The organism is Serratia sp. BIGb0234 (assembly GCF_024809915.1).
In the GTDB taxonomy this organism is placed as follows: Bacteria; Pseudomonadota; Gammaproteobacteria; order Enterobacterales; family Enterobacteriaceae; genus Serratia; species Serratia liquefaciens.
Map to the genome: position 1 here is coordinate 15,999 of NZ_JANUEI010000002.1, position 24,722 is coordinate 40,720.

Annotated in this window: 31 protein-coding genes; 17 read left to right on the forward strand and 14 right to left on the reverse strand. The window is 52.5% G+C overall.

All coding sequences use genetic code 11. From position 1 onward, the window contains the following. Positions 1–133: 133 nt before the first annotated feature. From M2407_RS07020 to M2407_RS07060, 9 genes are read right to left on the reverse strand one after another with little or no spacing between them, the layout of a single operon-like run. Positions 134–829 (reverse strand): antitermination protein, encoded by a 696-nt coding sequence (locus M2407_RS07020; RefSeq protein ID WP_259217384.1) that lies wholly within the window; start codon positions 827–829, stop codon positions 134–136. Then, positions 826–1,020 (reverse strand): hypothetical protein, encoded by a 195-nt coding sequence (locus tag M2407_RS07025; RefSeq protein ID WP_259217385.1) that lies wholly within the window; start codon positions 1,018–1,020, stop codon positions 826–828. The genes M2407_RS07020 and M2407_RS07025 overlap by 4 nt, the downstream gene beginning before the upstream one ends. Further along, a complete protein-coding gene (locus M2407_RS07030; protein WP_259217386.1) occupies positions 1,017–1,991 on the reverse strand; it encodes a DUF968 domain-containing protein in 975 nt (324 codons plus the stop codon). The genes M2407_RS07025 and M2407_RS07030 overlap by 4 nt, the downstream gene beginning before the upstream one ends. Next, a complete protein-coding gene (locus M2407_RS07035) occupies positions 1,988–3,010 on the reverse strand; it encodes a helix-turn-helix domain-containing protein (protein ID WP_259217387.1) in 1,023 nt (340 codons plus the stop codon). Before M2407_RS07035 ends, M2407_RS07030 begins: the two co-directional genes overlap by 4 nt. After that, on the reverse strand, positions 3,007–3,189 hold the full coding sequence (locus M2407_RS07040; protein WP_195869453.1) for a DUF4222 domain-containing protein: 183 nt from the start codon (positions 3,187–3,189) through the stop codon (positions 3,007–3,009). The genes M2407_RS07035 and M2407_RS07040 overlap by 4 nt, the downstream gene beginning before the upstream one ends. Further along, complete coding sequence (locus tag M2407_RS07045; protein WP_116690625.1) at positions 3,179–3,919, reverse strand: KilA-N domain-containing protein; 741 nt, start codon at positions 3,917–3,919, stop codon at positions 3,179–3,181. The genes M2407_RS07040 and M2407_RS07045 overlap by 11 nt, the downstream gene beginning before the upstream one ends. A gap of 14 nt (positions 3,920–3,933) precedes the next feature. Further along, positions 3,934–4,206 carry a hypothetical protein gene (locus tag M2407_RS07050; protein ID WP_259217389.1) on the reverse strand — a complete coding sequence of 91 codons (273 nt, stop codon included), beginning with the start codon at positions 4,204–4,206 and terminating at the stop codon, positions 3,934–3,936. Continuing rightward, positions 4,207–4,545 carry a CII family transcriptional regulator gene (locus M2407_RS07055; RefSeq protein ID WP_373417521.1) on the reverse strand — a complete coding sequence of 113 codons (339 nt, stop codon included), beginning with the start codon at positions 4,543–4,545 and terminating at the stop codon, positions 4,207–4,209. Next, positions 4,545–4,757 carry a helix-turn-helix domain-containing protein gene (locus M2407_RS07060; protein WP_115059005.1) on the reverse strand — a complete coding sequence of 71 codons (213 nt, stop codon included), beginning with the start codon at positions 4,755–4,757 and terminating at the stop codon, positions 4,545–4,547. The genes M2407_RS07055 and M2407_RS07060 overlap by 1 nt, the downstream gene beginning before the upstream one ends. A gap of 41 nt (positions 4,758–4,798) precedes the next feature. Between M2407_RS07060 and M2407_RS07065 the strand changes: the two genes are divergently transcribed. From M2407_RS07065 to M2407_RS07090, 6 genes are all read left to right on the forward strand, one after another. Continuing rightward, positions 4,799–5,461, forward strand: coding sequence for a helix-turn-helix domain-containing protein (locus M2407_RS07065; protein WP_259217392.1), 663 nt, complete (start codon positions 4,799–4,801; stop codon positions 5,459–5,461). A 552-nt stretch (positions 5,462–6,013) separates the two neighbouring features. After that, positions 6,014–6,262 carry a hypothetical protein gene (locus M2407_RS07070; protein WP_259217393.1) on the forward strand — a complete coding sequence of 83 codons (249 nt, stop codon included), beginning with the start codon at positions 6,014–6,016 and terminating at the stop codon, positions 6,260–6,262. Between the two features lie 436 nt (positions 6,263–6,698). Further along, a complete protein-coding gene (locus M2407_RS07075; protein ID WP_259217394.1) occupies positions 6,699–6,911 on the forward strand; it encodes a hypothetical protein in 213 nt (70 codons plus the stop codon). Next, entirely contained in the window at positions 6,905–7,048 is a 144-nt protein-coding gene (locus tag M2407_RS07080; protein WP_020826587.1) for a hypothetical protein, read from the forward strand. The genes M2407_RS07075 and M2407_RS07080 overlap by 7 nt, the downstream gene beginning before the upstream one ends. 242 nt (positions 7,049–7,290) lie before the next feature. Continuing rightward, positions 7,291–8,136, forward strand: a complete 846-nt coding sequence (locus tag M2407_RS07085) for a chromosome partitioning protein ParB (protein WP_259217395.1) — start codon at positions 7,291–7,293, stop codon at positions 8,134–8,136. Beyond that, on the forward strand, positions 8,133–9,026 hold the full coding sequence (locus tag M2407_RS07090; protein WP_259217397.1) for a DNA cytosine methyltransferase: 894 nt from the start codon (positions 8,133–8,135) through the stop codon (positions 9,024–9,026). The genes M2407_RS07085 and M2407_RS07090 overlap by 4 nt, the downstream gene beginning before the upstream one ends. Before the next feature lie 24 nt (positions 9,027–9,050). Here M2407_RS07090 and M2407_RS07095 read toward each other — a convergent pair whose 3' ends face one another. Continuing rightward, a complete protein-coding gene (locus tag M2407_RS07095; RefSeq protein WP_259217398.1) occupies positions 9,051–9,689 on the reverse strand; it encodes a hypothetical protein in 639 nt (212 codons plus the stop codon). Between the two features lie 119 nt (positions 9,690–9,808). Here M2407_RS07095 and M2407_RS07100 point away from each other — a divergent pair, with 119 nt between their 5' ends. The 7 genes from M2407_RS07100 (at position 9,809) to M2407_RS07130 (ending at position 12,595) form a co-directional block, all read left to right on the forward strand. After that, positions 9,809–10,285 (forward strand): hypothetical protein, encoded by a 477-nt coding sequence (locus tag M2407_RS07100; RefSeq protein WP_259217399.1) that lies wholly within the window; start codon positions 9,809–9,811, stop codon positions 10,283–10,285. 52 nt (positions 10,286–10,337) lie between these two features. Continuing rightward, positions 10,338–10,595 carry a hypothetical protein gene (locus M2407_RS07105; RefSeq protein ID WP_259217400.1) on the forward strand — a complete coding sequence of 86 codons (258 nt, stop codon included), beginning with the start codon at positions 10,338–10,340 and terminating at the stop codon, positions 10,593–10,595. 9 nt (positions 10,596–10,604) lie between these two features. Continuing rightward, positions 10,605–10,835, forward strand: a complete 231-nt coding sequence (locus tag M2407_RS07110) for a DNA polymerase III subunit theta (RefSeq protein ID WP_259217401.1) — start codon at positions 10,605–10,607, stop codon at positions 10,833–10,835. A gap of 257 nt (positions 10,836–11,092) precedes the next feature. Next, the gene (locus tag M2407_RS07115) at positions 11,093–11,362 is read left to right on the forward strand and encodes a hypothetical protein (RefSeq protein WP_259217402.1); all 270 of its coding nucleotides are present in this window, start codon (positions 11,093–11,095) and stop codon (positions 11,360–11,362) included. Between the two features lie 231 nt (positions 11,363–11,593). Further along, the gene (locus M2407_RS07120) at positions 11,594–11,974 is read left to right on the forward strand and encodes a hypothetical protein (protein WP_259217403.1); all 381 of its coding nucleotides are present in this window, start codon (positions 11,594–11,596) and stop codon (positions 11,972–11,974) included. Between the two features lie 15 nt (positions 11,975–11,989). Then, positions 11,990–12,172, forward strand: a complete 183-nt coding sequence (locus tag M2407_RS07125) for an ANR family transcriptional regulator (RefSeq protein WP_259217404.1) — start codon at positions 11,990–11,992, stop codon at positions 12,170–12,172. Between the two features lie 243 nt (positions 12,173–12,415). After that, on the forward strand, positions 12,416–12,595 hold the full coding sequence (locus M2407_RS07130; protein ID WP_187961430.1) for a helix-turn-helix domain-containing protein: 180 nt from the start codon (positions 12,416–12,418) through the stop codon (positions 12,593–12,595). On the opposite strand, the gene M2407_RS07135 is transcribed toward M2407_RS07130, so the two are convergent. Beyond that, complete coding sequence (locus M2407_RS07135; protein ID WP_187961431.1) at positions 12,581–13,807, reverse strand: site-specific integrase; 1,227 nt, start codon at positions 13,805–13,807, stop codon at positions 12,581–12,583. The genes M2407_RS07130 and M2407_RS07135 overlap by 15 nt on opposite strands. A gap of 323 nt (positions 13,808–14,130) precedes the next feature. Continuing rightward, a complete protein-coding gene (dacD, locus tag M2407_RS07140; RefSeq protein ID WP_259217408.1) occupies positions 14,131–15,300 on the reverse strand; it encodes a serine-type D-Ala-D-Ala carboxypeptidase DacD in 1,170 nt (389 codons plus the stop codon). Positions 15,301–15,579: 279 nt separating this feature from the next. On the opposite strand from dacD, the gene M2407_RS07145 reads away from it, so the two are divergent. Next, positions 15,580–17,886, forward strand: coding sequence for an FdhF/YdeP family oxidoreductase (locus M2407_RS07145; RefSeq protein ID WP_259217409.1), 2,307 nt, complete (start codon positions 15,580–15,582; stop codon positions 17,884–17,886). Positions 17,887–17,901: 15 nt separating this feature from the next. Here M2407_RS07145 and M2407_RS07150 read toward each other — a convergent pair whose 3' ends face one another. Beyond that, a complete protein-coding gene (locus M2407_RS07150; RefSeq protein WP_122079488.1) occupies positions 17,902–18,756 on the reverse strand; it encodes a LysR family transcriptional regulator in 855 nt (284 codons plus the stop codon). A gap of 99 nt (positions 18,757–18,855) precedes the next feature. Between M2407_RS07150 and gloA the strand changes: the two genes are divergently transcribed. The 3 genes from gloA (at position 18,856) to M2407_RS07165 (ending at position 23,789) form a co-directional block, all read left to right on the forward strand. Continuing rightward, positions 18,856–19,383: a lactoylglutathione lyase gene (gene gloA / locus M2407_RS07155; protein WP_259217412.1), complete on the forward strand. Its 528-nt coding sequence runs from the start codon at positions 18,856–18,858 to the stop codon at positions 19,381–19,383. Between the two features lie 185 nt (positions 19,384–19,568). Next, positions 19,569–21,503 (forward strand): exoribonuclease II, encoded by a 1,935-nt coding sequence (locus M2407_RS07160; RefSeq protein WP_130016730.1) that lies wholly within the window; start codon positions 19,569–19,571, stop codon positions 21,501–21,503. A gap of 228 nt (positions 21,504–21,731) precedes the next feature. Next, on the forward strand, positions 21,732–23,789 hold the full coding sequence (locus tag M2407_RS07165; protein ID WP_116690360.1) for a carbon starvation CstA family protein: 2,058 nt from the start codon (positions 21,732–21,734) through the stop codon (positions 23,787–23,789). A gap of 200 nt (positions 23,790–23,989) precedes the next feature. Here the strand turns inward: M2407_RS07165 and fsa are convergent, their stop codons facing one another. Further along, positions 23,990–24,655 carry a fructose-6-phosphate aldolase gene (gene fsa / locus M2407_RS07170; protein WP_020827117.1) on the reverse strand — a complete coding sequence of 222 codons (666 nt, stop codon included), beginning with the start codon at positions 24,653–24,655 and terminating at the stop codon, positions 23,990–23,992. Positions 24,656–24,722: the final 67 nt, after the last annotated feature.

Consider the following 24,722-nt stretch of genomic DNA (forward strand, 5'->3'; position numbering starts at 1 on the left):
TGCGGCAGTGGTGATTTATCAGCCCGTAGGCATTGAAATCCCATCATTAAGACTAAATCTAGCCAAAATTACTCAATAATGCAAGACTTAGTTGATAAAATTTATAAACTTGTAGCCATAATACACAATCGAGTTAATTTGAAGTCACTCTACTAAGTACTCTTTCTGCGGCTTCAGTGTCCTGGTAACACTTACTGATCAGCATCTGATAGAAGCGCTGCCAGTTCCTATTCCATGTCGGCTGGCTCAGGCCAGGTATTAATCCCTTCACCACTTTGTAAGCCGGGGCTGTCGTGGTTGGCTTCAATCCTGTTCCGTGGCATCTACTGCAGGTTTTTTCAACGGCCTTTCCTCCTGCCTTTGTGGCCGCTATGTCATATACCTTTCCACTACCGCCACATCTACACCGTGCCCGCTCTATGTCTGCCGTTCTGCAGAAATCATCAACAGCCAGTTTCGAAAGCAGCACCATGCATCGTGCCATTTGTCTACCCGCGGCCTTTCCCACCAGCTTTGGGGCATGCTTAATTGCATGCTGTGCCAATCTCTCTATCGCTTTTTCTCTCTCTGATTTGTCTTTATTAAATTTTGCATAGAGAAGGCAAAGCCCCTGAGCCTCCCTTGACTGCGTGATCCCCAGCGCTACCATGACATCGGTATAGCCTCCTTGCCCGCCAGCCTGGCATTGTGATGCGCGAACCACACGCCGTTCCTGCTGTACGCCGTCCTGATCAGTCGTCAATTTTGATTGGGGTTTGGTTTCCGGTGCCATGCTCATAATTGAAGGAGACTTTGGGCTGCTGGCTAAAAGTGCGTGCTCTATTCTCATTCTTTTTCTCCCACGGCTTCCGCCAATTGCTGCTGAATGCTTTTCAAAATTTCACTAGCTTGGTTGCGGATGCGTTCTGATTTCTTGTCGGATGTTGAGAGCAGCAAAAGCTGCTCATTCAAATTGGTGATATTGATCAGCGCGTCGCAGACTTTTCTGTACTGTTGCCGGGTGATAGTGACCTGTTTCATGCAATTGCCCCTACGCCAAAAGAGAAGTCGAGGAACTCGAATAACAGTTCAATCTGGCTGCCGTGCTCAGCTTCCCAAGCAGCAACATCGTCATGCAGTGCGTCGTGACATTTCCGGCATAACGGGATAGTGAAAAAATCGTGGGCCTTGGTTCCCATTCCACCTTGCCCGTGCCCGATGATGTGGTGAGGATCATCAGAACGAGCACCGCAGCCGCAGCATGGCCTTGTCTTCACCCATCGGGTGTACTTGCTATCCTCGGCTCGGGTCCTTTTTGGACGCAGCATAAAGGCTCCTGGGACTTCTGCATCGACCTTGAAAACTTTCATTGCGGTCTTTGCCAGGATCTCTGTAGGTGCAGGCCCAACAGCCATTTCGGATACCTTCCGTGCTCCAGATACCCTTACCGGGTTCGGTAACGCCAAGAGCTGCGCTGATATCTCATTGGGGATCAGATCAACTACATCGGAAATGGTCGCCCACAGAACAAGCTCAGGGATCGTTAGTTGCCCTTCTGACTTGAGCCGCCATTTAGCGGTTTCAACAACCCAGCGCGCCATGTTTACGTTCGCTATTGCATCAAGCTTTGGCGATGTATGCCCGTCAGTCCTGTTGTCACAGCTCCAGCAGATACGCATGGCAGCATGACCATAACGACGCGTGGTCAGATTGGAGGAGTGGCTTTCGCTGGCGTATTGGCATTTGGTGAAACGCGTTGCCCAGGCTTCCATCGAGTTGATACCACCAGCAGCGTTGATAACCCGTTCATGTTGAAAGAATGGCTGCAGGCGCGGATCGTTCGCTATCTCATGCTCTACCTTCGGCAAAATTCCGTCTGGGAGGTCTTTCATCTCGTCCGGCAGTGTTGATACCAGCACTCGGCCCGTCAGGTGTGAGAGCAGCTCGCCACCAGCCTTGATCATCGCGATTCCCAGATCGCGCTGTACGTTAGATTTCACTATTGCTCTCATGCCTGCGCTCCTGCCATTGCGTATGCTCGGGTTAAAATTGGACGCCACATCTGGCGGGCTTTGCTTTCGTCAACATTGCCAAAGCCGGTTTTGCGTACCTGCTGCTGAGCTCGTTTTTCTGCAGCGTTAGCTGGCATCGCGGCATCTCGGATTAAGCGGTCAAAGGACTCATCAAAATCTATTTCTGGAGTATCGCCAGCCGGGGGATCCTGGCGTTGTTGTTCTACTGCATCGGCCATAGCCGCTTTGCGAGTGCGCTGTACATTCCAGGTGTTGGCCGCAGCCAGGTAGCCGCTGAAACGAACTGGGTCAAAAATCATCTTTGCACTCAGCATGTGCCCCATTGCAGGATTGCTCAGCAGCAGGCTAGCGCGGTGTTCTGCTACCAGCTTCAACTCATCCACGGTGTTTCCCTCAGCTAGGCGCTCTGTGATTTCTCTCAGGGTGTTAACCCGCTTCGGTGTCTTGCCGTTGATTTTCTCATTCAAAAAATCCAGCACTTCCCCAGCCATGCCCGATGTATCTGCCGCAGGTTGTTCGCTCTGGGGGGCTATAGGGGGTTTTTCTTTTGGTTCAATGACTGGTTCAAAAGAGTGACTGGTTCTGGTGCCATCAGGTGACATAGGGGGTGTGCTTTCTGACGGCACAAGGGGTGCCACCTGCTGACATAGCCCTGTGCTTTTTGGCGGCATAGGGCTATGCTTTTTGACGGCACAGGGGGCTATGCTTTCTGACGACACAGGGGTATCCAATGTCAGGTAGTAAAGGTTCGAGGTATTTCCCTTGCCGTTGTTCACGCCCAAACGGTTCTCTTTGGTGATTAATCCCATCTTAATCAACGCCTCAATGTGCGCCCTCACAGCGCTTTTGCTGCACTCGCAGTGGTCAGCGACATGCTGATAGGAAGGCCAGCACTCGCCCTTGTCGTTAGCGTTGTCGGCTATCTTGATCAGCACCAGCTTGCGCAGTGGGTTACCCACTTTGATGCTCATAGCCTGCGCCATCAGGTTCATGCTCATACTTCGACTCGCTTAAATTTCTCTTTAAATCGCTCAAGTGGCTGCATGCATTCATACGGGTAGCCCTCTCGCATAAAAATCACCTGTTGCTCAGCCCGATCCCACCGAATGACGGTCACGCGTTTACCGTGGTCATCAAGGTATTTCCGGTTTAAAGGCACAGAGTGATTAGTTGTCATGGAGTTCTTTCATCTCGAAACGACCGAGGCGCGGGTGATACCAGTATTTGCTTCTGCAGGCCCGCGTGGACGTCTTCCGCACCTCACTGAGTGCAGTAAGAAAGTCATCCTCTTTGGCTACCGTCGCGTTCGTCAGGATGCCGCCTGGAGCGTTAAAAGGGATTTTCTTGCTGGGGACATGAAACGAACAGATCAGGGCCCTAACTTTGTTGTCAGACAGCCCAGACAAAGCCACCAAGTTGCGAACCGTCTGCCAGCCAGGTGGTATAGCGCCGGTTGAAATTTCTTCTATCTGCTGAGTTACGCCATTAACCTGTTGCTGCAGCGCCTGCATCTGGCGTTGCTGTTGCGCAGCGTTCGTAGCCATGGCGGCTATCATTTCCATTTCAGATAGAGCCGATGGGGCTTGCACTGCGTCAAACGTGCGGATCACCTTCAGGTTGAAAGTCGCGCTAATCCACATGGCGTACGAATAAACGAGCTCTTTGCAGGCATAACTGCCCTGCTCTAACCCGCCACGAATAACGTTAATTGGCTGATTTTCAATCGAGGGAGGAATTCCCCCCTCGGTCAAAAGGCGCACCAACTCCTGCGTTTGCTGCGTTGCAAACCAATATTTCGGTTTGTGTCTTTCCTCGCCACCAGCAGCACGATGCAAGTCATTCAGGCAGTAACGCCCTACGGCATCTTGACGAATGGCGGTCTTTTCAATCACAATCAGGTTGTTCATAGCAGAACTCCAAATCAGATTAGTGATGGCCGCGCAGCTGCAACTGCTCGGCTTTTTTCTTTCCTACCCGCCTTCTCTGGCTTTTCTTCCTTCGTACAACTCGCAAGCGCAAACTGCCTGGCACGTGTGAGACAGTCGTCGAATGCCATCCCCTTGCGGCTCGCCTGCGACATACGGCGATAGTGATCAGCACCATAATTTGCCCCCCCCTGAGCGACTGCCTCGCTGAACCCTTCAGCCACCAGCTGCCGCTTGATGTTGTCGTAAACAAAAGTGTCCCAGGCCATTTAGTCCCATCCCAGCGGCCCTGGTCGGCTGCGCTCAGCTTTCAATCCGATATCAGCCAATGTTTCGACCGACGCCAAATAATCCCGAGAAACCAAAACCGCTTCAGGAGGTGCAGCCTGAATTCCCAGGAATGCCAGCTCCTTGGCCATCGCTGCAAAATGCCCCTCTCCTTTACGGCGACTTGCAGTCGACTCACTAATCCCTAAGTGCTCCGCGTAAGCCTTTTGCCCTACCGATGCAAGCCGGTTGAGCAATACGCCTTCAATCTCAACTGCGTTGATAATTGGCGGTTCTAACTTTCGTGCTATTGCATTGTTTTCCATTGATAATTCCCTCATCAGTTTGCATCCAGCAGATCGGCCAAGTCAGGACGAATTTCAAGAGCTTTAACCTGTCCACCAGTGGCATTAACTATTGGCTTTACGTAACGAGCATCAATGCCGCCACCGTGGAGCCAGCGCCAAACTGTTGGCTGTTTCACGCCACAAAGAGATGCGAGTTTTTGTTGGCTTCCAACGATGCTTACTGCCTTTTGAATAGCTTCGTTCATTACTTAATCCTTAAACGTATTAATCATCATGGATAATAGCAATGAGTATTTTAATTAGCAATAGCAATTCGAATTTGACGCTTAATACGCACGGCTATAAATTCGCTGGTATGAAAACGACACTTGCAGAACGCCTTAACCAGGCGATGGCCTTTCGTGACAACATGACTCAGGCAGCACTTGCTGAGGCATCTGGCGTTGCACAACCTACGATTTGGCGATTGACGAAAGGGAAGGCAAAAACATCAGGTAAGCTGGTAGACATTGCGAACGCTCTTGGCGTAAATGTCGATTGGCTGGCTAACGGCGTTGGTGAGATGACAGGCACTGATAGCCCTCCTTCGCCAAGGCTTGATCGTTCTAGCCAGATACCGGTATGGGATGAAAATGGTGAAACGGATGACTTTGTTATCTCGCCAAAAGGGAAACCACTCCCGTCGTGGAAGGCTTATATTCTCAAGCGAAACAGTGGGTGTTCTGAAGCTCCAGCAGGCTCTATTGTTATTGCTGACGCCAACATCGCTCCAGGTACAGGTGATTTAGTTCTAGCCAAAGTAAATAACTCGGTATCAGCCTATCGCTTCCTGGATGGTGGTGCTTTCGGCTTCTTATCCGTGGATGATTCTCGCGTACCGCTCATCGAATTAACGCCAGATTCATTGATAGGAGTCGTGGTTTTACTACTCCGTGACTTCAGGATGTAACCACTAAGACCCTGCTCAGGCAGGGTTTCTGCTTTATAGACCCCCGCAGAAATACGAACCAACATCTCAACCATACTTCCCCCGGGATCAAAAATAGCTGTTAAGCCTTAAAATACTGTTTATATATACAGTTATTTTTATAATTAACTCTTTTTAAAAGAAAATCAATCCATTTTGCCCTGCAACCCTCCCCACAAAACATCGCATACAAATCCTCAATACCAATTTTTATCAACTAAATTCACTTTCGAAACAACGAATTATACCCATTGCTATTGAATCATGATCAATACCTATTGCTATTAAAAATACTCATGGCTATTATTCATTCCATCGACAGCAACAACGTCACCCCAAACCACCGGGACGCTCTTTAACAATCAGGTTTAGTCACCCAGCGTTGAGCAGAGAGATCTGCATAACTCAGTACCCGGCAGTCCCCAGCCCTTACGGGGGTATGGCACAGCAGGCATGCGGCGGACAGCGCTGGGTGAAGTGAACTTATAAAGCGTCCTGTGGGGCGCTTCATTAAGACCACTGAGGAGCTAAACGATGTTCGACATTACAAAAACCACTTTCAACATGGCACAGAAACGCGGGTTAACGCTGACCGTTGAAAAACTGGATAGCGAGCATTGCCTCTGCGTTTGGGAGTCCAACAACGATATGGAATGGCTGTTCAGCTACACGCTGACCGGCGCAGGCCTGCAATGGAGGGGTAACGTTTACCTACCAGATGACCTTAAGGCAGAGTTACCAGCGCTGATCACTACCGAGAAGAAGCTCCGCGAAATGGTCTAGTTCATCGGTACTAACCGTCACCTACTCAACTAATACCCACCGCGCCCTACGGGGCGCACTGAGGCAATCATGACCTTTAATCAAATCGTCTGGACTGGCGTGGTTGTCTTCTGCGTCGCGTTCTGGTCGGTAATTGGCATTCTCATCGCCGGGTAATACCGGCTTCTCACTTATCTGGTGGCGCATCATTCCGGTTCTAATTTTAACCTACACAGTATAAATCCCCGGTTCGATGCGCCACCAGGTGCGTGAGTCATCACAAGCCTGCTCCGTAACACCTCCCTTGTCATCCTTTGCCCCGCTAGCCGGGGCTCTTTTTTACATCAATAAAGGCGCTGCCCACCGCTCCAGAGTGCTGGAAACGTAGGGAAACCGAGCGCGCGCATCAACTCAGGCAGTGCCTTTATCCATGTAATTTTCATTGAGAGGACATGTCATGCAAACCACCACACAATGCTGTGAACACTGCGGTAAGACACGCGATGTAGAGAAGAAAGGCGTAAGCATTCAACGCTACGAAGACGGCAGATATAAGACCGTGAGAATCCTCGTCTGCGCCGACACCTGCTCCAGCTTCTACGTCACCCGCAACAACATTAAAACCCTGCAGCGCCGCCTGCACACAATGCAGCGGAGGCCAGCATGGTAACGCTCAACGCTCGCATCCAGCATAAGTACGACCTCACCGGGGGCGATTTTGCCCCTAAACGCCACCACGGCAAACACCTCTTCTATCTGCTTATTTTTACCTTGTGCCTGCTCACTGCTGGCGCTGTTTGGAGTTAATCATGGAAAAGAAACCTCTCCCGCCGAGCCTGTGCGAACCGCGTTACCACATTGGCACCATCGTGAATTACTCAGATCACCGGGGTAAGGATGTTCAGGGCCAGATAGTCAGCGCATGCGCACGTTGGACGGGTTTTAAAGACGGTTCGGCGTATGTCCTGACGTATGCCATTACCCACCCTTCAAGCAGTCGCCTACAGCACCATAGCGAAAGCACAATCCACGGAGAGGTTGAATAACCGATGGCTAACTCATTTAAGCAAATGTTCAACAACGGCACTATCAAGCGTCCTGATGGCCGTATGACCATCCAACTGGACGACATTCATGTTCAGGAAGGCTTCAATAAACGCGTGGAGAGCGAACACTCCCTGGCAGAAGATGAAAAACTCTTTCAGCACCTAATGCGTGGTAAGCCAGTTCCGCCATTAGAAGTCAGGCCGCGCGATGATGGCGGTGTTTGGGTTGTCGAGGGGCATCGCCGCCGACACGCTTATAGCCGCTGTCGTGACGCGGGAAAACCAGTAAAGCCTATACATATAATTCAATTCACTGGGAATGATGTGGAGCGCGTCGCACGCATCATGAACAGTAACACCCAACTTCCCCTATCCCCTTACGAGCAGTCACTCGTTGTAAAAGAGCTGGCCGGGTTCAATCTTTCCCCTGATGAAATCGCCGCGTTGGTCGGTAAGAGCCGCGCAACGGTCGATAAGCTACTGACATTCAGCCAGGCAAACCACGACGTTCAGACGCTCGTTAGAGAAGGTTCTGTTGCCGTTGACGCCGCGGTAGACCGCGTAAAAGAGCACGGCGAAGCTGCGGGAAGAGTGCTTGCCGGTGACGTCGAAAAGGCCAAGAAGGCAGGCAAGAAGAAGGTTACCAAGTCCTTTATCACTCCCCTATTCAGCGCCACCCGCGCACGCAGATTATGCGAGCTGCTCTATGACGCCTCGCCAATGCTGCGTGAAGAAGGTGATGTATTACTGCTCATGCCAGGAACGAGGGAGGAAATAAACAAAATCCTCAACGAGTACCGACAACAGCACATGCAGACATTCGATGCTGAACAACAGGAGGTCAAATGACGGTAACTGTAAATTCATACTTCTGCGGTGCTGGCCTGATGGATGTCGGCCTACTGAGCGCAGGCATCACGATTAATCAGGCTTTCGAACTTGATTCTGACGCTTGCAAGACTTACCGGCACAACCTCGGCGATCACGTAAAGCAATGCGATATCAGCCAAGAACTGGTATTTGAACAAGACGCCAGTGATGGGATGGTGTTCACCTACCCATGCACCAAGTACAGCACCATTGGCGACATTCACGGGGTGCGAACCGGCGATGACTTGTTCCTGCATGCTCTGCGTCACTTCGCTCTGGCTCAGCCAGAATTCTATGTGATCGAGAATGTGCCAGGAATGCGAGCCTTCCCGGTTGTGATGGAAGCGATGACCCGCATGCCTGATTACTTCATCCAGGTGTTTTGCCCTATCCAGTCCGAAACGTGGCTTCCACAGCGGCGTAACCGCCTAATCATCATCGGTACTCGGCGTGCGTTTTCCATCAGGCCTCCCGAGAAATTCAAACCGCTGCCCTTGAGTGCGGTATTGGAAGAAGACCCACAGGTAACTTTACCTAAAGCCATCAAGGCGAGACTCAGTGGCTCTTACAGGGATTTACCGATTATCAGTGACCCAGCACGCGGAGATATCGCCCCAACGTGTGTGGCGCATTATGCGAAGGATAAGAGCACTCGACTTGTTGTCGATAAGCGATTCCCTGACGGAGTTCGCCCGTATTCAGTGCGTGAATATGCTCGCCTGCAGGGTGTACCTGACTGGTTCAGTTTTCCCGTGTCAGATACCGCAGCTTACAAGCAGATTGGCAACGGGGTGAGTATTCCGGTGGGCGCTTGGGTTGGTGCTGAAATGATTCGCTACATGGAGCAACGTAAAACAAACCTAGCTTAGCTCCGGTGCAAAAGTTGTCAGATTTCAGTTCTGTACTTGAGCTTCTGCGGCTTTTCTTTGCTTCCGCTGCTTTGCTCGTTTGTCTCGCTTGGCTTTAATCTTCTTCAAATCCCGAACACTTCGCGTAATTCTTTCGCTAGGTTTCCACCCGTGAATGGTTTCGATATTGAACTCAGTACGCAAATCATCAGCAATGGATGCTGCGTAAGCGCCAACTTGACCATAAAGCGCACGGCGTTTTTCGTAATACATCCAAAGTCCGTCACCATAAAGCCAAGGCTCATCTTCATGATAAAGGGCTTCATTCGCTTGATTTAGCTTTATTTCGATGGAATGCAATCTACTTAGCATGTCAGGTTCTAGATATTTGTGCTCGCCTTTAACGCTACTCATATCGAAAACAGGAACTGGTGCTTGGTCTGATAATTCTGAATCATCAGGCTTCTGTTCGGTTTGATCGTAACCTACATCCCAAGCAACATCCGCACAGCGGGCAACGAACTTATCCAGTAAGAAAATGAGCTGGACACTAATGTATGCACGTTCTTCTTTTCTCTTCCTCCAATCAAAGTAAAGTTCTTTACCAAGATTGAACATCAGCGGAATACCTATCGCAGCAGCACCAGCCAAAAATCCCTGCATGCCAGGACTAAGACTTAACATTGTGTTCATCACCCTGAGTAAATTCAGTCATTGACAGAAGCCACTAAAATGTAACTTTACCATGCTGGTAATTGGTTTAGTCAGATATTCTAACACTCTGTTAGCATTAGATTCTGAGAATGATTATACCGTTTTATGGTGCTGACGGCATTGAGAAATGGACGCAGAAAACACATCAAGTTGTAGCTATACTTGCAATCAAAAATGTAGGGCAAGCGGAAGGAAAAATCGTGAGGAAAGGAATAGCACTTATTTTAGCATCATCAGCGCTTCTGTCGGGATGCTTATCAACGCCTAATGAGGCTAGAAACGAAACACCATTACTGAGCAGGGAGAGCAGCAAATCACCTGAAGCTCTTAGCGAATGCATCTATGAACGATGGACTAATACCCGTGTCATGCTTGAACGAGACAACACGACACATGTTGAGAAGTCGAGTAATAAAATCACGGTCTTTACATGGAAAGACACCATGTTCGCCGATATCACCCCAAATGGAACGGGATCAACAGTTAAGTTCTATAAAACTTTCGGTATGGGCTACACCATTGCTGATAACCGAAAGGATGTGGTGGAGAGCTGTTTGATTGACTAGCCCGCGGTCTCAATTATACTGTATATACAAACAGTACTCTGCGGTGTGAGTTATGGCTTCAAAAGAACTCGGCTATCAAGTCGTCTATCGCGGCGAAACTCTCCCACATTTTGTAGAGGGTGGCTGGGTGTTCTTCCAACGCCTGAAAGAGTATGGCGGCGGCTACTGGCTCGGGCGAACCTATCACGATGTATTCATTCTGGAGTATGATCGACCAACTTCACTCTACGACGGGATATTGTTCATTTTCGAAATGAAGAGAGTCGAGCGAGGCTACACTGCATTCGATGATGACTTTACCCTCACATAGGATTTGGCTATGTCATACAACTTAGGCGACAAGTCGCCAGAAGAACGTGAGAAGGTTAACGTAGATTTGGCTGCGTCAGGTGTGGCATACAAGGAGCGTATGAACATACCAGTGATGCCGGCACAGGTGAAAGGCGATCAACTGCCTAGTCTTCGGGAATATTTCAAGCCGCGACTGCATCATTACCGAGGCGTACCTCGCCAGTTTCCTGACCCTGCATTTTATCCAAAGGATGAGTAACAATTGCCTAAGAGCTTAGATAGAGCTAATCGCCCTAAGGCAAAGAGCTACAGAGTCATAAAGGGCATATCTAGATGTGAAAGGTGCAACAAAGATCGGTTGGAATGCAGAAGGATATCAATGGATGACGGTTCTGTAATTATTGCCTGCCTAGACTGCAAGTCCTCAAAAAGAATCACAGGAAAGAAAGCCAAAAAGAAGATGCCTCCAACCACTTCTAGCGCCTTCGAAGTCAACAGAAGAAAGCATTAACCCAAATGACCTCGCTCAGCCGAGGTTTTTTTATTATCAACTTTGGAGGCAATACATTGCTCTTAATGCCAGACGATAACGAAATTCTCGAACGGCTCAGCGCTACCGGCTCCACCCCTGATTCAGTTGCAAACCTTCTCCGCTGTGCTGGTTACAAAGGTATGACCGGCATAGCCATACGCAGACGGCTAATCAGGCTGGAAAAAGAAAAGGCTGTTGAGCGCGTTCGCCGCCCAGACATCAAAAAAATCTGCTGGGCGCCAACCACCAAATAACGCTTCCCCACCGGACAAAATGAAACCTCGAATTCCACAACGAATCAGCATCAAAGCTGAGGGGGTTCTATGCGCCTATAAGGCTGGCAAAAAGACACCCACACGAACATACCAGCATAACCACTTAACACTGCCAGTGGCCCGCTGCTGGCGTTTGCTTTCAAAAGACAACGGCCATTCATGGGTAGTTATGAGTCATGAGCGGTACAACACACAGATAAGGATCAGAGCATGACCAATTATGAAATCTTGCAGTACCTGATTGCTGACGGTGGTTTTTACATCCGGGATGAGCACATAACCTCACTCAGAAAAGCCTTTCCTGACGAAAATATCACGCCATCCAGAATATCGGCTTTGCGCTGCTCAATAACCCAGTCCAAGTACGTCACCGCTGAAATCGTCTATATCAAATCTAATATCCGCGCCTTGAAGGTTTTAGCCGTAGATCCTCAGTACCAAACCTATGCCAGAGCCAGACCAAAAGAAAGCTTCCAGAAAATCACTGATAGCTATCTACGAAGCGAGCCGCCAGAAGTTGTCCGTCACATTCTTCTCGTCCAGCAATTCAACAAGTTACTCGCACCAGTAACCCACCAGCGCGCCTACTAATACCGGAGCATCATCATGACATTTGGATATAAAAACTTAGCGCACCAGGCCGCTGAGGCGGAACGCCGTGCCCAATATGGCGATGCGGCCAGTATTTGGCTTAAAGCATTCGAAGTGGCTCGGGCGGTCGATGTGATGTGGGTACAAATCCGCATCGATTTTTGCGTCAACGCCGCGTCGCGCAATTGGGGTAGATAAAATGCAACCTGTCGCTGATACCGGCAGCATCCAGAAAAATCTTCTCCGCAGCACAGCAAGAGAACTACTGAACGAATTCGAATCCCCTACCAACAAATTCACCTTCCGACAGCTACTCGACAAACACGCAGTGAAAATCGCTCCCTATTGGCCTAAGCATCCACCGGCATGGCTGCGACTAAATTGCGAGGTTCACAGAGTGCGAGAAGGAAAATAGCAGAGGTAATCATGAACTCTCCATATATGAGTACGCAAGAAGTTGCCGATCTGTTTCGCAGATCAAGAACCACCATTCACAACTGGAATAGCCGCAACAAAAAAACAGGAGAGAAAGCGAAGAAAGGATTTCCCGATCCGGTGATACACGGTTTCTTTCTTCGCTCTGAAATAGAGGAGTTTGGAAGGCTATCAAAACAAGATTGAACGCCCTACTATCCTGCAAACCTCATCCCACCAAGCTACATAGGCTTTTCTTTGCTCTTCCAGATAATCATTGTGGTCATAAACAGACCAGATCCCTGGGAGCTTATGGCCCAGCATAATTTCGCATACATGCGGTGGTGCAAGGACTGCCCACCGCGTCCGCGCTGTTCTACGCAAGTCATGCATTGTCCAATGCTTCATCACAAGGCCTTTATGGGTCAAAACCCATGATTTTACTGTTTTAGGCAATGAAAGTGCTGAAGCGCTATCCATAGGACGATCTGGGAAATTACCTTTCAATGCCCTTTCAAAAAGAAACTCTGAGCCGCCGTTAAACTTCATCGCCTCCTTAATCATCACTTTTGCTGCTGGCGTAATTGGCCTTAAGAGCGGCTTTCCACTTTTCCCTCCTTTATGATTTTCTGGCGGAACAGTCCAGATATCCCTTTCAAAATCAAAATGTGACACTTTTGCAGCTATTAACTCTCCCGACCGACAACCGAACAAAAGAACTAACATCATGAAAAGTTTATTTTTCTGAGTCATTCTAGAATGTTCCAGCACTTCAAATAGCAATCGAATCTCACTATCATCAAGAACGCGATCAATCACATTACGCTTAATCCCCATATCCTTGGCCGACACACCTTCCAAGGGGGTAGTTTTTACCATACTTCTACGGAGCGCCCATGAATGCGCCTGGATCCCTGTTGATAAAATCCGCCTGGCGATTGAAGGTGATTTTTTGGTAATTGAGTCTATTAAGTCCATCCACACATGCGGGCTAACGCTATCGTGCTTCATTTGACCAATACTGGGGAAAACGTGAATTTCGAAAGAGCGCAAAAGTATACTGTGCCGCTTTATATTTACCGTCGCATATACCCGATCCCAGTCACGCACGACCTCTTCTACCGTCATGGCTTTTTGATTGTCTGCAATACGGTTCGCTATGTGTCCAGCTGGGTCTTTCCCTTCCTCAAGTACACGTCGCAGAGTGACTGTCTCATCGCGGGCATCTTTCAGCGTCATGCCCGGATAGGTTCCAATATCTAACCGGCGCTGCTTTCCAGCACGCATATAGCGCATCTGGAAAACTAACTTACCTTTTTTGCTGATCCGAACTGATAAGCCATCTCTATCAGATTTTTCTCTAACTGCATCAGACTCTTTCCCTGCTACAGACCGCAAAAAACTGTCAGTAAGTGCCATAAGAACCCCATCTAGTACACACATGTGTCAACAATAGGAGTAACAGTAAATTATGTACTACTGTGTGTACATGAAAATGTGGTAGGAATCGTGAGAATTGGGTAAAACTAGAGGGATGAAATGAGGAGAAGCGCTTACTTCTCCTGATTTATAAAGGGGATTTAGTGAAGTGGAGGGAGATTAACAAAACAACAGTGAGCTAGTGCTTGATGTCACAGGTAGATCAGTTGCTTAATATCCATAAAACGGCTCAATAAGTCATGACTGACCTGAGTATACCATCGCTGTAGGGTTTCGGGCGCAGCTGGCTACGCCCGGAGGGGTCAAATCTTCAGTTTTACGTAGTCCATCAATCGTGAGAACGCGCCGCCTTGCTGGACCGGTTGCAATGCCACCAGCGGCAAGGTTTTGAGCAGCTTGCCGTTATCGCTGATACGGATTTCGCCAATCGTCTGCCCTTGGGTCAACGGGGCATCCAGGCGCGGAACGCTGACCACATACTGCGCCTTCAGTTTGTCGGCTTCACTTTTCGGCAGGCTGAGATATTCCTCTTTTGCACTGCCCACCGCGACCTCATGACGGTCGCCATACCACACTTTTTCCTGCCCCAGATTTTGCCCGGCGCTGAACAGATGCACGGTGGTGAAATCACGCAGGCCCCAGGTCAGCAATTTGCGCGCCTGCTCTTCACGCCCTTTCGAACTTTTACCGCCCATCACCACCGCAATCAGCCGCCGGTCTCCTTCGGTAGCAGAGGCAATAATGTTAAAGCCGGCCGAGGCGGTATGGCCGGTTTTCAACCCGTCGACGTGCAGGTTTTTATCCCACAGCAGCCCATTGCGATTTTGCTGGGTGATGCCGTTCCAGGTCAGCGATTTCTCGCTGTACATGTGATACTCCGCCGGTTCGCTCATGATGATAGCGCGTGAAATCACCGCCAAATCGCCCGCCGTAGTGAATTGCCCCGGCGCATCCAGCCCATGCACGGTTTCGAAATGGGTATTCTGCAGGCCAAGCTGGGCACTCTTTTCATTCATCAACTTAACGAATGCCGCCTGGCTACCTGCCACATAATCCGCCATCGCGACACAGGCATCGTTGCCCGAATCAATGATGATACCGCGGCTGAGATCGCGAACCGTGACCCTGTCACCTGGCTTTAAGAACATCAATGATGATCCCTTAAACACCGGGTTGCCCTGCGCCCAGGCGTCATTGCCCACCGTCACCACGTCATCCAGGCCAATTTTGTGCTGATCGAGCGCGTGATCAATCACCAATCCGGTCATCAGCTTCGTCAGGCTGGCTGGGTTGCGGCGCTGATCTGCGTTTGCCTGCGCCAACACCTGTCCAGTGGTGTAATCCATCAATACGTAAGAGGCGGCGTCTATCGCCGGCGGTGTGTTTTGCGCAATACTGGAGGGAACATCTGCTGCCTGTACCGCCAGCGGCACTAACATGCCGGCGATCATCACCCATACTAAACGCTTCAATCACTGTTCCTCAGGCCCTTGGGCTAAATAAAATGCCAATATAATCCGTGATATAGACTGCATTAATTATCGGGAAAGCGGAATCGTTACTCTTTTTCAGCAGGTGTCATAATGCAACGATTTGTTTGCCCGGTACCGCTACGCGATAAATCTGCTCTATGCCGCCATTGTCCCATTCGATTAGACGCTCACACCGCCCCAACCTAAACTTGTGACATAAACACTGAAAGCGCTTAAAAAAGCGTTCACTTATTAGCTACATCACCTGCGAAGAACAATATGAAATTTAAACCGTCAATAAAGCCGTATACCGGCGCGGCGGGCGGCTGGGGTTCACTCGAAGCCACTACCCGCTATGTGCTCGACAGTAAACAGACGCTGCAAAACCTGCGTAACCTGATGCGCGTGAACAAGGCTCGCGGCTTCGACTGCCCAGGTTGTGCCTGGGGCGACGACAACCACAGCACCTTCAGTTTCTGCGAAAACGGCGCCAAGGCGGTCAGTTGGGAAGCCACGCGTAACGCGGTCGAGCCGGAGTTTTTCGCGACTCACAGCGTCAGCACCCTGCTGCAGCAAAGTGATTATTTCCTGGAATACCAGGGCCGTCTCACCCACCCCATGCGCTATAACGCCGAAACCGACCACTACCAGCCGATCAGTTGGCCGGATGCGCTGGCGTTAATCGCCCAGCACATTAACCAGATGGATAACCCGAACCAGATCGAGTTGTATACTTCGGGCCGCGCCAGCAATGAAGCTTCTTATCTGTATCAATTGTTTGGTCGTATGCTCGGCACCAGCAATTTCCCTGACTGCTCCAATATGTGCCACGAAGCCAGCGGCGTGGGCCTGAAACAAAGTATCGGCGTAGGGAAAGGCACCATTCGCATGGACGACTTTGAAAAAGCCGATGCCATCTTCGTGTTTGGCCAGAACCCCGGCACCAACCACCCGCGCATGCTGCATAGCCTGAAAAATGCCGCCAACCGCGGTGCGCGCATCGTCAGTTTTAACACCCTGCGCGAACGTGGCCTCGAGCGTTTTGCCGATCCGCAAAGCCCGATTCAAATGCTGACGCCCAAGTCGTCGCCGATCAGTTCATCCTATTACCAACCCAACCTCGGCGGGGATATGGCGGCCGTGCGCGGCATGGTGAAAGCGCTGCTGGAAAGTCATCGTGAGCGCCTGGCGGCCGGTGAACCCGGCCTGTTCGATCAGGCATTCATCAGTCAACACAGCGTCGGCGTCGAGGTGTATCTGGCGCAGGTCGATGCTACGACCTGGCAACAAATCACCCAGCAGTCCGGCCTCAGCGAGGAACAATTGCGTCAGGCGGCGGCGATTTATCAGGGTGCCGAACGCGTGATCTGCACCTGGGCGATGGGCGTCACCCAGCATAAGCATTCTGTGCCAACGGTACGTGAGATCACCAACCTGCAGTTGCTGTTCGGTCAGTTGGGTAAACCGGGCGCCGGCCTGTGTCCGGTACGCGGCCACAGCAACGTGCAAGGCAACCGCACCATGGGCATTGATGAGAAGTCGCCCAAGGCACTGCTCGACAGCCTGGAGCAGCACTTTAACTTCTCGCCGCGACGCGAACCGGGCCATAACACCGTAGAGGCCATTGAGGCGATGCTGCGTGGTGAGGTTAAGGTCTTGCTGGCTTTGGGCGGCAATCTGGCCGCGGCTGCGCCGGACACCGAACGCACTGCCCGCGCCTTGCGCCGTTGTGATCTTACGGTGCATATCAGCACCAAGCTCAACCGCAGTCATCTGGTCACCGGCAAAGACGCGCTGATCCTGCCGACCCTGGGCCGTACCGAACAGGATATGCAGGCCAGCGGCCCACAGTACATTACGGTTGAAGACTCTTTCAGCATGGTGCACGCGTCGGAAGGCGTCGGTAAACCACTGGCGGAGACCCAGCGTTCTGAAACCGCCATCGTGTGCGGCATCGCCGATGCGGTGTTGGGCAACCAGCAGCTCGACTGGCTGGAGCTGGCAGACGATTATTCGTTGATCCGCGACCATATCGCCGCCACCATTCCCGGTTTCGAAGATTTCAACCGGCGCTGCGACCAGCCAGGTGGTTTCTACCTGGGTAATGCCGCCGCAGAACTGCGCTTTGACACCCCAAGCGGCAAGGCCGAATTTAGCGCTGCGCCTCTGCCAACCAGCCTGTTCCCGCAGTTGGATGGCCGACAGGCGCCCTTCACGCTGCAAACACTGCGTTCGCACGATCAGTACAACACCACTATCTACGGACTGGATGACCGTTACCGCGGCGTCTACGGCCAACGAGAAGTGCTGTTTATACACCCTGAAGATCTGGCGGCGTTGGATATGCAAGACGGTGAGCTGGTAGAGATTGAAACGCTGTGGAATGACGGCATTACACGTAAGGTCAGTGGCTTCAAACTGGTAAGCTACGATATCCCACGTGGTAATCTGGCGGCTTACTACCCAGAGACTAACCCGTTGGTTCCGTTGGCCAGCTTTGGTGACGGCACCGGCACGCCAACGTCGAAGTCGATACCGGTGGAGATCCGCCGTTGTGCGGCGCAACCGACGCTGCGTATTGCCTGAATGGATGCACCCGGTTCACGCCGGGTGCATTAACAGATCGAGCGCCGTCTGCAACTCGTCAGAGAGCTGATGGCGGCGCCACACGAAGTACAAATTGCTGACCCCTTCCGCCCCCATTTCCACCACTTTTAACGCCTGCTCAGGCAGGATCATCGGCAGCAAAGACCCCGGAACACAGGCGACGCCACAACCCGCTTTTACGCAGGCTGCCATCGCCGTGTACGACTCCATCTCCAGCGTCATCCGCGGCTTTAGCTGGCGTGAGGCCAACCAGCGATCGATTTTCAGGCGGAAAGAACACTCGCGGCTGAAAGTATAAAACTCTAACTGTGCCAGGGTTGCGGCGTCCAGCTGCGGCACCGAGGCCGGCATCAACAGCACCAGGCGCTCATCAAACGCCGCGCGACTGGCCAGCAGCGGGTGCTCTATCGGCCCGTCGGTCAACGCCAGATCGATCTCGCTGTCAATCAGCATCCGTTCCAGCACCAGCGAGTCTCGACTCAGCACGTTGACCTGCATGTGGGGCTGGCTGCGGCGCAAGTGAGCGATGCGTGACGGCAGGTGACTGATCAGAGAAAAATCCAGCGCCCCAAGATTCAGCAGGCCCTGCGGTTGACGACCGGCGAACAATTGTTGGCTGCGGTCTGCCAGCGTCAGGATGTCGACGGCCTGTTGATAGAACTGTCGGCCTTTCGGCGTGACATAGAGCCGGTTTTTATCGCGAAAAAACAACTCGCCGCCAAGTGAGTCTTCTAACTCTTTGATGCGCAACGTGACGTTGGAGGGGACACAGTGCAATTCCCGCGCGGCGGCGGCAATGGTTTTATACTCCACCACGGCGCAGAAAAATCTAAGCTGACTCAGCTTCATGCTTCATTCACTTTTAGTTAGTGTTTTAGTTAGAAACAATCACTTTAGATTAGCATTTATTTGCCCTAGAGTCGTATCGACAACCTAAGAGGGATCCCTATGCCACTGAATGATTTACTGAACCTGCCGGGCGTAACCGCGCAGCCGGAAACCGTCACCGACGGCTACGTGTTCAATCACACCATGATCCGCGTGAAGGACTTAACCCAAGCGCTGGACTTTTATACCCGCGTGCTCGGCTTTACCCCGGTGTATCTGGAAACCTTCAATGAAGCCGCGTTTACCATTTGCTACCTGACCCGCAGCCCGCGCGACCAGATCCCACAGGATGACGATGCCCGTAAACGCTGGGTCCTGAGTCAACCGGGTATTTTGGAGCTCACCCATAACCACGGCACCGAGCATCAGGCCGATTTTCATTACCACAACGGCAACAGTGAGCCGCGTGGCTTTGGCCACCTCTGTGTGACGGTGCCTGACGTGCACGCTGCCTGCGAGCGTTTTGAGCGCCTTGGCGTGAACTTCCAGAAACGTCTGCATGAAGGTCGCATGAATTACGTGGCCTTTATCAAGGATCCCGACGACTACTGGATTGAAATCCTGCAGCCTACGCCGCTACAGAACTGATTTACTCCCCGTTTCCCCCCGGCGTTTCGAGCCGGGGTTTTCTTCCCGCCTTTTGAACGCCCAATATTCCATAAAATCGCGCCCCAACGCGGGAAAACCGTGACGTTTGGCTTGCCCGCAGCGGGTGATTCGCGTAAAACTGTCAGCCGCAAATCTTGCCACTCACAACCCATTCACTGGACGATATGTTTCAAGATAACCCGCTGCTGGCGCAGCTTAAACAGCAACTTCACTCTCAGACCCCGCGCGTTGAAGGCGTAGTAAAAGGGACTGAGAAAGGCTTTGGCTTTCTTGAGGTCGACGGTCAAAAAAGCTATTTCATTCCGCCACCGTACATGAAGAAAGTCATGCACGGGGACCGAGTGACCGCAACCCTGCATACCGAGAAAGAACGTGAAATCGCCGAGCCGGAAACCCTGATCGAGCCCTTCCTGTCGCGCTTTGTCGGCCGTGTGCAAAAGCGTGATGACCGTCTGTCCATCGTACCCGATCATCCGTTGCTGAAAGACGCGATCCCTTGCCGTCCGGTGCGTGAACTGAAGCATAACTTCCAGGCCGGTGACTGGGCGGTAGCGGAAATGTGCCGCCACCCGCTGAAAGGCGATCGCGGCTTCAATGCCGACCTGACCCAATTTATTACCGACGGTGAAGATCACCTTGCGCCGTGGTGGGTCACGCTGGCCCGTCACAGCCTGGAAAAAGAAGCGCCGGAGATGATCGCTATCGATGAGCCGGATGCTTCCGTGCCGCGTGAAGATCTGACCGCTCTGAATTTTGTCACCATCGACAGCGCCAGCACCGAAGATATGGACGATGCGCTGTTTGTGCAGGACAACGGCGACGGCTCGCTGCAATTGACCATCGCCATTGCCGATCCGACCGCCTACGTCGCGCAAGGCAGCGCGCTGGATGAAATCGCCCGCAAGCGCGCCTTTACCAACTACCTGCCAGGTTTCAACATCCCTATGTTGCCGCGCGATCTGTCAGACAACCTGTGTTCACTGCGTCCGAACCAACGCCGTCCGGTGCTGGCTTGCCGCGTGACCATCGGTGCAGACGGCGCATTGGGTGACGATATTCGCTTCTTCGGCGCCGAGATCGAATCAAAAGCCAAACTGGTTTATGACGAAGTCTCCGACTGGCTGGAAGGCATTACCGGCTGGCAGCCGCCGAGCGATGAAATCGCACAGCAAATCACCCTGCTCAAGCGCGTGTGCGATGCACGTAACGCCTGGCGCCACCAGCATGCTCTGGTATTCAAAGATCGCCCAGACTACCGCTTTGTGCTGGGTGAAAAAGGCGAAGTGCTGGAGATCATCACCGAACAACGTCGCACCGCCAACCGCATCGTCGAAGAGTGCATGATTGCTTCCAACGTCTGCGCCGCCATTGTGCTGCGCGACCGTCTGGGCTTTGGCATTTACAACGTGCACACCGGTTTCGATCCACTGCTGGTTGAGCAAGCCGTAACCGTGCTGCAAGCCAACGGCGTTGAAGCCGAAGCCGAGAAGCTGCTGACGCTGGAAGGTTTCTGCGAACTGCGTCGTCACCTGGATTCGCAACCGACCCAGTTCCTCGACAGCCGTATTCGCCGCTCTCAGACGTATGCCGAAATCAGCACTACGCCGGGGCCACATTTCGGTCTGGGCCTGGAGGCTTACGCCACCTGGACCTCTCCGATCCGGAAATACGGCGATATGGTCAACCACCGCTTGCTGAAAGCCGTTATCACCGGGCAGTCCGCAGAGAAACCGCTGGACGAAGTGACAATCCAACTGGCCGAACGTCGTCGCCTGAACCGGATGGCGGAACGTGACGTCGGCGATTGGCTCTACGCGCGCTACCTCAAGGATAAAGCAGGCACCGATGAACGCTTCAACGCGGAAATCATCGACGTAACCCGCGGCGGCCTGCGCGTTCGTCTGCTGGACAATGGCGCAGTGGCCTTTATCCCGGCGCCCTTCATTCACGCGGTACGTGATGAAATGGTATGCAGCCAGGATACCGGCACGGTGCAGATCAAAGGCGAAGTCGTTTATCGCCAGGGGGATACCCTGCAGGTCACCATCGCCGAAGTGCGTATGGAAACCCGCAGCGTGATCGCCAGACCGGCAGCTTAACCCGCAACATAAACGTTATGCCAGACAAACACCGGACGGGTCTCCCTCCGGTGTTTTTTTATTCCCAGTAACATCCTCATCACCTTGTTTTTACGCTATTACTCAACCGGCTTCACATTTCTCATCCGACCTGCTTCTCTTCGCCTGCAAAACTCCTACTTTTAATTTGTAGCCATTCTCCCTAAGAACACTTCTTTCTTTTTTCTGCACACCAAGGAGTTGTTGAACATGAAAAACGTCAAGTCCGGGATCATCTGGCTGGTGGTGGCGTTGGTCGGTGCATTCGCCTTCGCCATGCTGGCGCTAAGCCGCGGTGAACACGTCAATGCGGTTTGGCTGGTGGTAGCGGCGGTCGCCTGTTACAGCATCGCTTATCGCTTCTACAGCCTGTTTATCGCCAAAAAAGTCTTTGAGCTCGACGACCGCCGCATGACCCCGGCCGAACGTCGCAACGACGGGTTGGACTATGTCCCTACCAACAAGTGGGTGTTGTTTGGCCACCACTTTGCTGCCATCGCCGGGGCCGGGCCGCTGGTTGGCCCTATTCTGGCAGCGCAAATGGGCTTTCTGCCCGGCACTATCTGGATCCTGGTCGGGGTAATGCTGGCCGGCGCCGTGCAGGACTTCCTGATCCTGTTCATCTCTACCCGTCGTGACGGTCGTTCGCTGGGTGAAATGGCCAAGCAGGAACTGGGTGCCTTCGCCGGAGTGATCACCATGCTGGGCGCGCTGGGGGTGATGATTATCATTCTGTCCGCGCTGGCGCTGGTGGTGGTTAAAGCCCTGGCCGACAGCCCCTGGGGCTTGTTCACCATCGCTGCAACCATCCCAATCGCCCTGTTTATGGGCGTGTATATGCGTTTTATCCGGCCGGGTAAAATCGCTGAAATCTCGGTGATCGGTTTTGCGCTGATGCTGCTGGCGATCATCTACGGCGGCAACGTGGCGCAAGACCCCTACTGGGGGCCCTTCTTCACGCTGCACGGCACCACGCTGACCTGGGTGTTGGTGGTTTACGGCTTTGTCGCTTCGGTGTTGCCGGTGTGGCTGCTGTTGGCACCGCGTGACTATTTGTCCACCTTTATGAAGATTGGCGTCATTATCGGGTTGGCTGTAGGTATCGTCTTCGCCATGCCGGAAATGAAAATGCCGGCGGTATCGCGCTTTATCGACGGCAGCGGCCCGGTGTTCGCCGGCTCGCTGTTCCCGTTCCTGTTTATCACCATCGCCTGTGGTTCGATTTCCGGTTTCCATGCGCTGGTTTCCAGCGGTACCACGCCGAAACTGGTGGAGCGCGAGAGCCATATTCGCTTTATCGGTTATGGCGCCATGCTGATGGAGTCCTTCGTGGCTATCATGGCGTTGATTTGCGCGTCGGTGATCGACCCAGGCGTTTACTTCGCCATGAACTCGCCAGCGGCGCTGATCGGCACCACGGTGGAAAATGCCTCTCAGGTGATTAACAGCTGGGGCTTTATGATCACCCCGGAAACCCTGACGATGATTGCCAAAGACGTCGGGGAACATTCCATCCTGTCGCGCGCCGGCGGCGCCCCGACCTTCGCCGTGGGCATGGCACACATCATTACCGAGGTGTTTAACAGCCGCGCAATGATGGCCTTCTGGTACCACTTCGCCATTCTGTTCGAGGCGCTGTTTATTCTGACCGCCGTCGATGCCGGGACCCGTGCCTGTCGCTTTATGGTGCAGGATCTGGTCGGTGTAGCGATCCCACGGTTAGCTAACAACCGTTCTTGGTTCGGTAATCTGGCGGGAACCACCGTGGCCGTCGCTGGCTGGGGCTTCTTTGTCTATCAGGGGGTGGTCGATCCGCTCGGCGGCATCAATACGCTGTGGCCGCTGTTCGGTATCGGCAACCAGATGCTGGCCTCGATGGCCTTGATCCTCGGTACCGTGGTGCTGTTCAAAATGAAAAAACAGCGCTATGCCTGGGTGACCATTTTGCCGACCGTCTGGTTGTTTATTACCTCAATGACCGCCGGCTGGCAGAAAATATTCCACGAGAAACCGAGCATCGGCTTCCTGGCGCAGGCGAAGAAATTCTCTGCCGGTATTGAACAAGGCACGCTGATCGCGCCAGCCAAGACGCTGAAGGATATGGAGACCATCGTTTTCAGTAACCAGATTAACGCCGCACTGTGCGCTTTCTTTATGCTGGTGGCGGTAACCATGCTGGTCTCCGCCTTCTTTGTGATCCGTCGCGCGCTGAATGCCAGCCAGCCCACGGCGCAGGAGTCGCCGATCGTCCTGCGTGAAAATGTATAAATTCAGGTTGTTATAATCAGGGCGCTGCGGCGCCCTCAGACTGCTGACAAACCTGCGAAAAGGCTAAACCGCTAGGGGTCGAACATGTTCGACCCGATTTAACCCATTGATTATGCTATTGGGCACAGCATGCAGCGCCCCTACCATTAAACAACAGAGCACTTTGTCAACGGGCGCCCTTTTCTTTGCTTATGTGGTTCTCAGTTCAGCAGATTAGTGCCGAATGCCCCCTGCCAATCTTGCTCGAATTTCTCTACCGCGGCCTGAACCGCCGGTGCCGCGAGGAACTGCTCAGCCACGTCGACCGGCAGAGTGATGGCCTGACAACCCGCCAGCAAGCATTCCAGCGCCTGACGCGGCGTTTTGAAACTGGCCGCCAGCACACGGGCTCCCGGCGCGTGCAGCGTCAGCAATTGCTGCAGCTCGTGAACCATTTCAATGCCGTCACCGCCCTGCGCGTCCAGGCGGTTCACGTATGGGGCCACATACTCAGCTCCCGCCAGCGCCGCCAGCAGTCCCTGACCCGCACCATAAACCGCCGTCCCCAGCGTAGGAATCGACATCGACTTCAGTTTTTTAATCGCTGCCAGGCCTTCTGCGGTCGCCGGTACCTTAACCACCAGCCCAGGCACTCGCTGATGAAGCAACGCCGCTTCCGCCACCATGCGCTCGGCGTCGTTAGCCATCACCTGAGCAAAGAGTTTGCCGGTGCCCCCCAGCGCATCGCGCAGCGCCGGTAACACTTCCCAAATCGGTTTTCCCTCTTTGGCAACAATGCTCGGATTGGTTGTCACACCGTGCAGAGGCAGGATGCGCGCCAGTCGTTTTACTGCGTTCACATCGGCGGTATCGAGATAAAGCTCCATTACGGACTCCTGAATCTTTTGTGGACGAATTCAAACTCTCATCATAGTAGGAACATGCAACGCATTT

What these genes read in the sequence shown, in the direction of transcription:
- M2407_RS07025 (WP_259217385.1), bottom strand. Translation starts at nt 1,020, where the DNA reads ATGAAACAGGTCACTATCACCCGGCAACAGTACAGAAAAGTCTGCGAC.
- M2407_RS07090 (WP_259217397.1), top strand. Translation starts at nt 8,133, where the DNA reads ATGACGGTAACTGTAAATTCATACTTCTGCGGTGCTGGCCTGATGGAT.
- M2407_RS07095 (WP_259217398.1), bottom strand. Translation starts at nt 9,689, where the DNA reads ATGTTAAGTCTTAGTCCTGGCATGCAGGGATTTTTGGCTGGTGCTGCT.
- M2407_RS07070 (WP_259217393.1), top strand. Translation starts at nt 6,014, where the DNA reads ATGTTCGACATTACAAAAACCACTTTCAACATGGCACAGAAACGCGGG.
- M2407_RS07130 (WP_187961430.1), top strand. Translation starts at nt 12,416, where the DNA reads ATGAGTACGCAAGAAGTTGCCGATCTGTTTCGCAGATCAAGAACCACC.
- M2407_RS07085 (WP_259217395.1), top strand. Translation starts at nt 7,291, where the DNA reads ATGGCTAACTCATTTAAGCAAATGTTCAACAACGGCACTATCAAGCGT.
- M2407_RS07055 (WP_373417521.1), bottom strand. Translation starts at nt 4,545, where the DNA reads ATGAGGGAATTATCAATGGAAAACAATGCAATAGCACGAAAGTTAGAA.
- M2407_RS07030 (WP_259217386.1), bottom strand. Translation starts at nt 1,991, where the DNA reads ATGAGAGCAATAGTGAAATCTAACGTACAGCGCGATCTGGGAATCGCG.
- M2407_RS07145 (WP_259217409.1), top strand. Translation starts at nt 15,580, where the DNA reads ATGAAATTTAAACCGTCAATAAAGCCGTATACCGGCGCGGCGGGCGGC.
- M2407_RS07060 (WP_115059005.1), bottom strand. Translation starts at nt 4,757, where the DNA reads ATGAACGAAGCTATTCAAAAGGCAGTAAGCATCGTTGGAAGCCAACAA.
- M2407_RS07100 (WP_259217399.1), top strand. Translation starts at nt 9,809, where the DNA reads ATGATTATACCGTTTTATGGTGCTGACGGCATTGAGAAATGGACGCAG.
- M2407_RS07075 (WP_259217394.1), top strand. Translation starts at nt 6,699, where the DNA reads ATGCAAACCACCACACAATGCTGTGAACACTGCGGTAAGACACGCGAT.
- M2407_RS07110 (WP_259217401.1), top strand. Translation starts at nt 10,605, where the DNA reads ATGTCATACAACTTAGGCGACAAGTCGCCAGAAGAACGTGAGAAGGTT.
- M2407_RS07150 (WP_122079488.1), bottom strand. Translation starts at nt 18,756, where the DNA reads ATGAAGCTGAGTCAGCTTAGATTTTTCTGCGCCGTGGTGGAGTATAAA.
- M2407_RS07135 (WP_187961431.1), bottom strand. Translation starts at nt 13,807, where the DNA reads ATGGCACTTACTGACAGTTTTTTGCGGTCTGTAGCAGGGAAAGAGTCT.
- M2407_RS07120 (WP_259217403.1), top strand. Translation starts at nt 11,594, where the DNA reads ATGACCAATTATGAAATCTTGCAGTACCTGATTGCTGACGGTGGTTTT.
- M2407_RS07065 (WP_259217392.1), top strand. Translation starts at nt 4,799, where the DNA reads ATGAGTATTTTAATTAGCAATAGCAATTCGAATTTGACGCTTAATACG.
- M2407_RS07160 (WP_130016730.1), top strand. Translation starts at nt 19,569, where the DNA reads ATGTTTCAAGATAACCCGCTGCTGGCGCAGCTTAAACAGCAACTTCAC.
- M2407_RS07165 (WP_116690360.1), top strand. Translation starts at nt 21,732, where the DNA reads ATGAAAAACGTCAAGTCCGGGATCATCTGGCTGGTGGTGGCGTTGGTC.
- M2407_RS07020 (WP_259217384.1), bottom strand. Translation starts at nt 829, where the DNA reads ATGAGAATAGAGCACGCACTTTTAGCCAGCAGCCCAAAGTCTCCTTCA.
- M2407_RS07080 (WP_020826587.1), top strand. Translation starts at nt 6,905, where the DNA reads ATGGTAACGCTCAACGCTCGCATCCAGCATAAGTACGACCTCACCGGG.
- M2407_RS07045 (WP_116690625.1), bottom strand. Translation starts at nt 3,919, where the DNA reads ATGAACAACCTGATTGTGATTGAAAAGACCGCCATTCGTCAAGATGCC.
- M2407_RS07035 (WP_259217387.1), bottom strand. Translation starts at nt 3,010, where the DNA reads ATGAGCATGAACCTGATGGCGCAGGCTATGAGCATCAAAGTGGGTAAC.
- fsa (WP_020827117.1), bottom strand. Translation starts at nt 24,655, where the DNA reads ATGGAGCTTTATCTCGATACCGCCGATGTGAACGCAGTAAAACGACTG.
- M2407_RS07050 (WP_259217389.1), bottom strand. Translation starts at nt 4,206, where the DNA reads ATGGCCTGGGACACTTTTGTTTACGACAACATCAAGCGGCAGCTGGTG.
- M2407_RS07040 (WP_195869453.1), bottom strand. Translation starts at nt 3,189, where the DNA reads ATGACAACTAATCACTCTGTGCCTTTAAACCGGAAATACCTTGATGAC.
- M2407_RS07125 (WP_259217404.1), top strand. Translation starts at nt 11,990, where the DNA reads ATGACATTTGGATATAAAAACTTAGCGCACCAGGCCGCTGAGGCGGAA.
- M2407_RS07105 (WP_259217400.1), top strand. Translation starts at nt 10,338, where the DNA reads ATGGCTTCAAAAGAACTCGGCTATCAAGTCGTCTATCGCGGCGAAACT.
- gloA (WP_259217412.1), top strand. Translation starts at nt 18,856, where the DNA reads ATGCCACTGAATGATTTACTGAACCTGCCGGGCGTAACCGCGCAGCCG.
- M2407_RS07115 (WP_259217402.1), top strand. Translation starts at nt 11,093, where the DNA reads ATGACCTCGCTCAGCCGAGGTTTTTTTATTATCAACTTTGGAGGCAAT.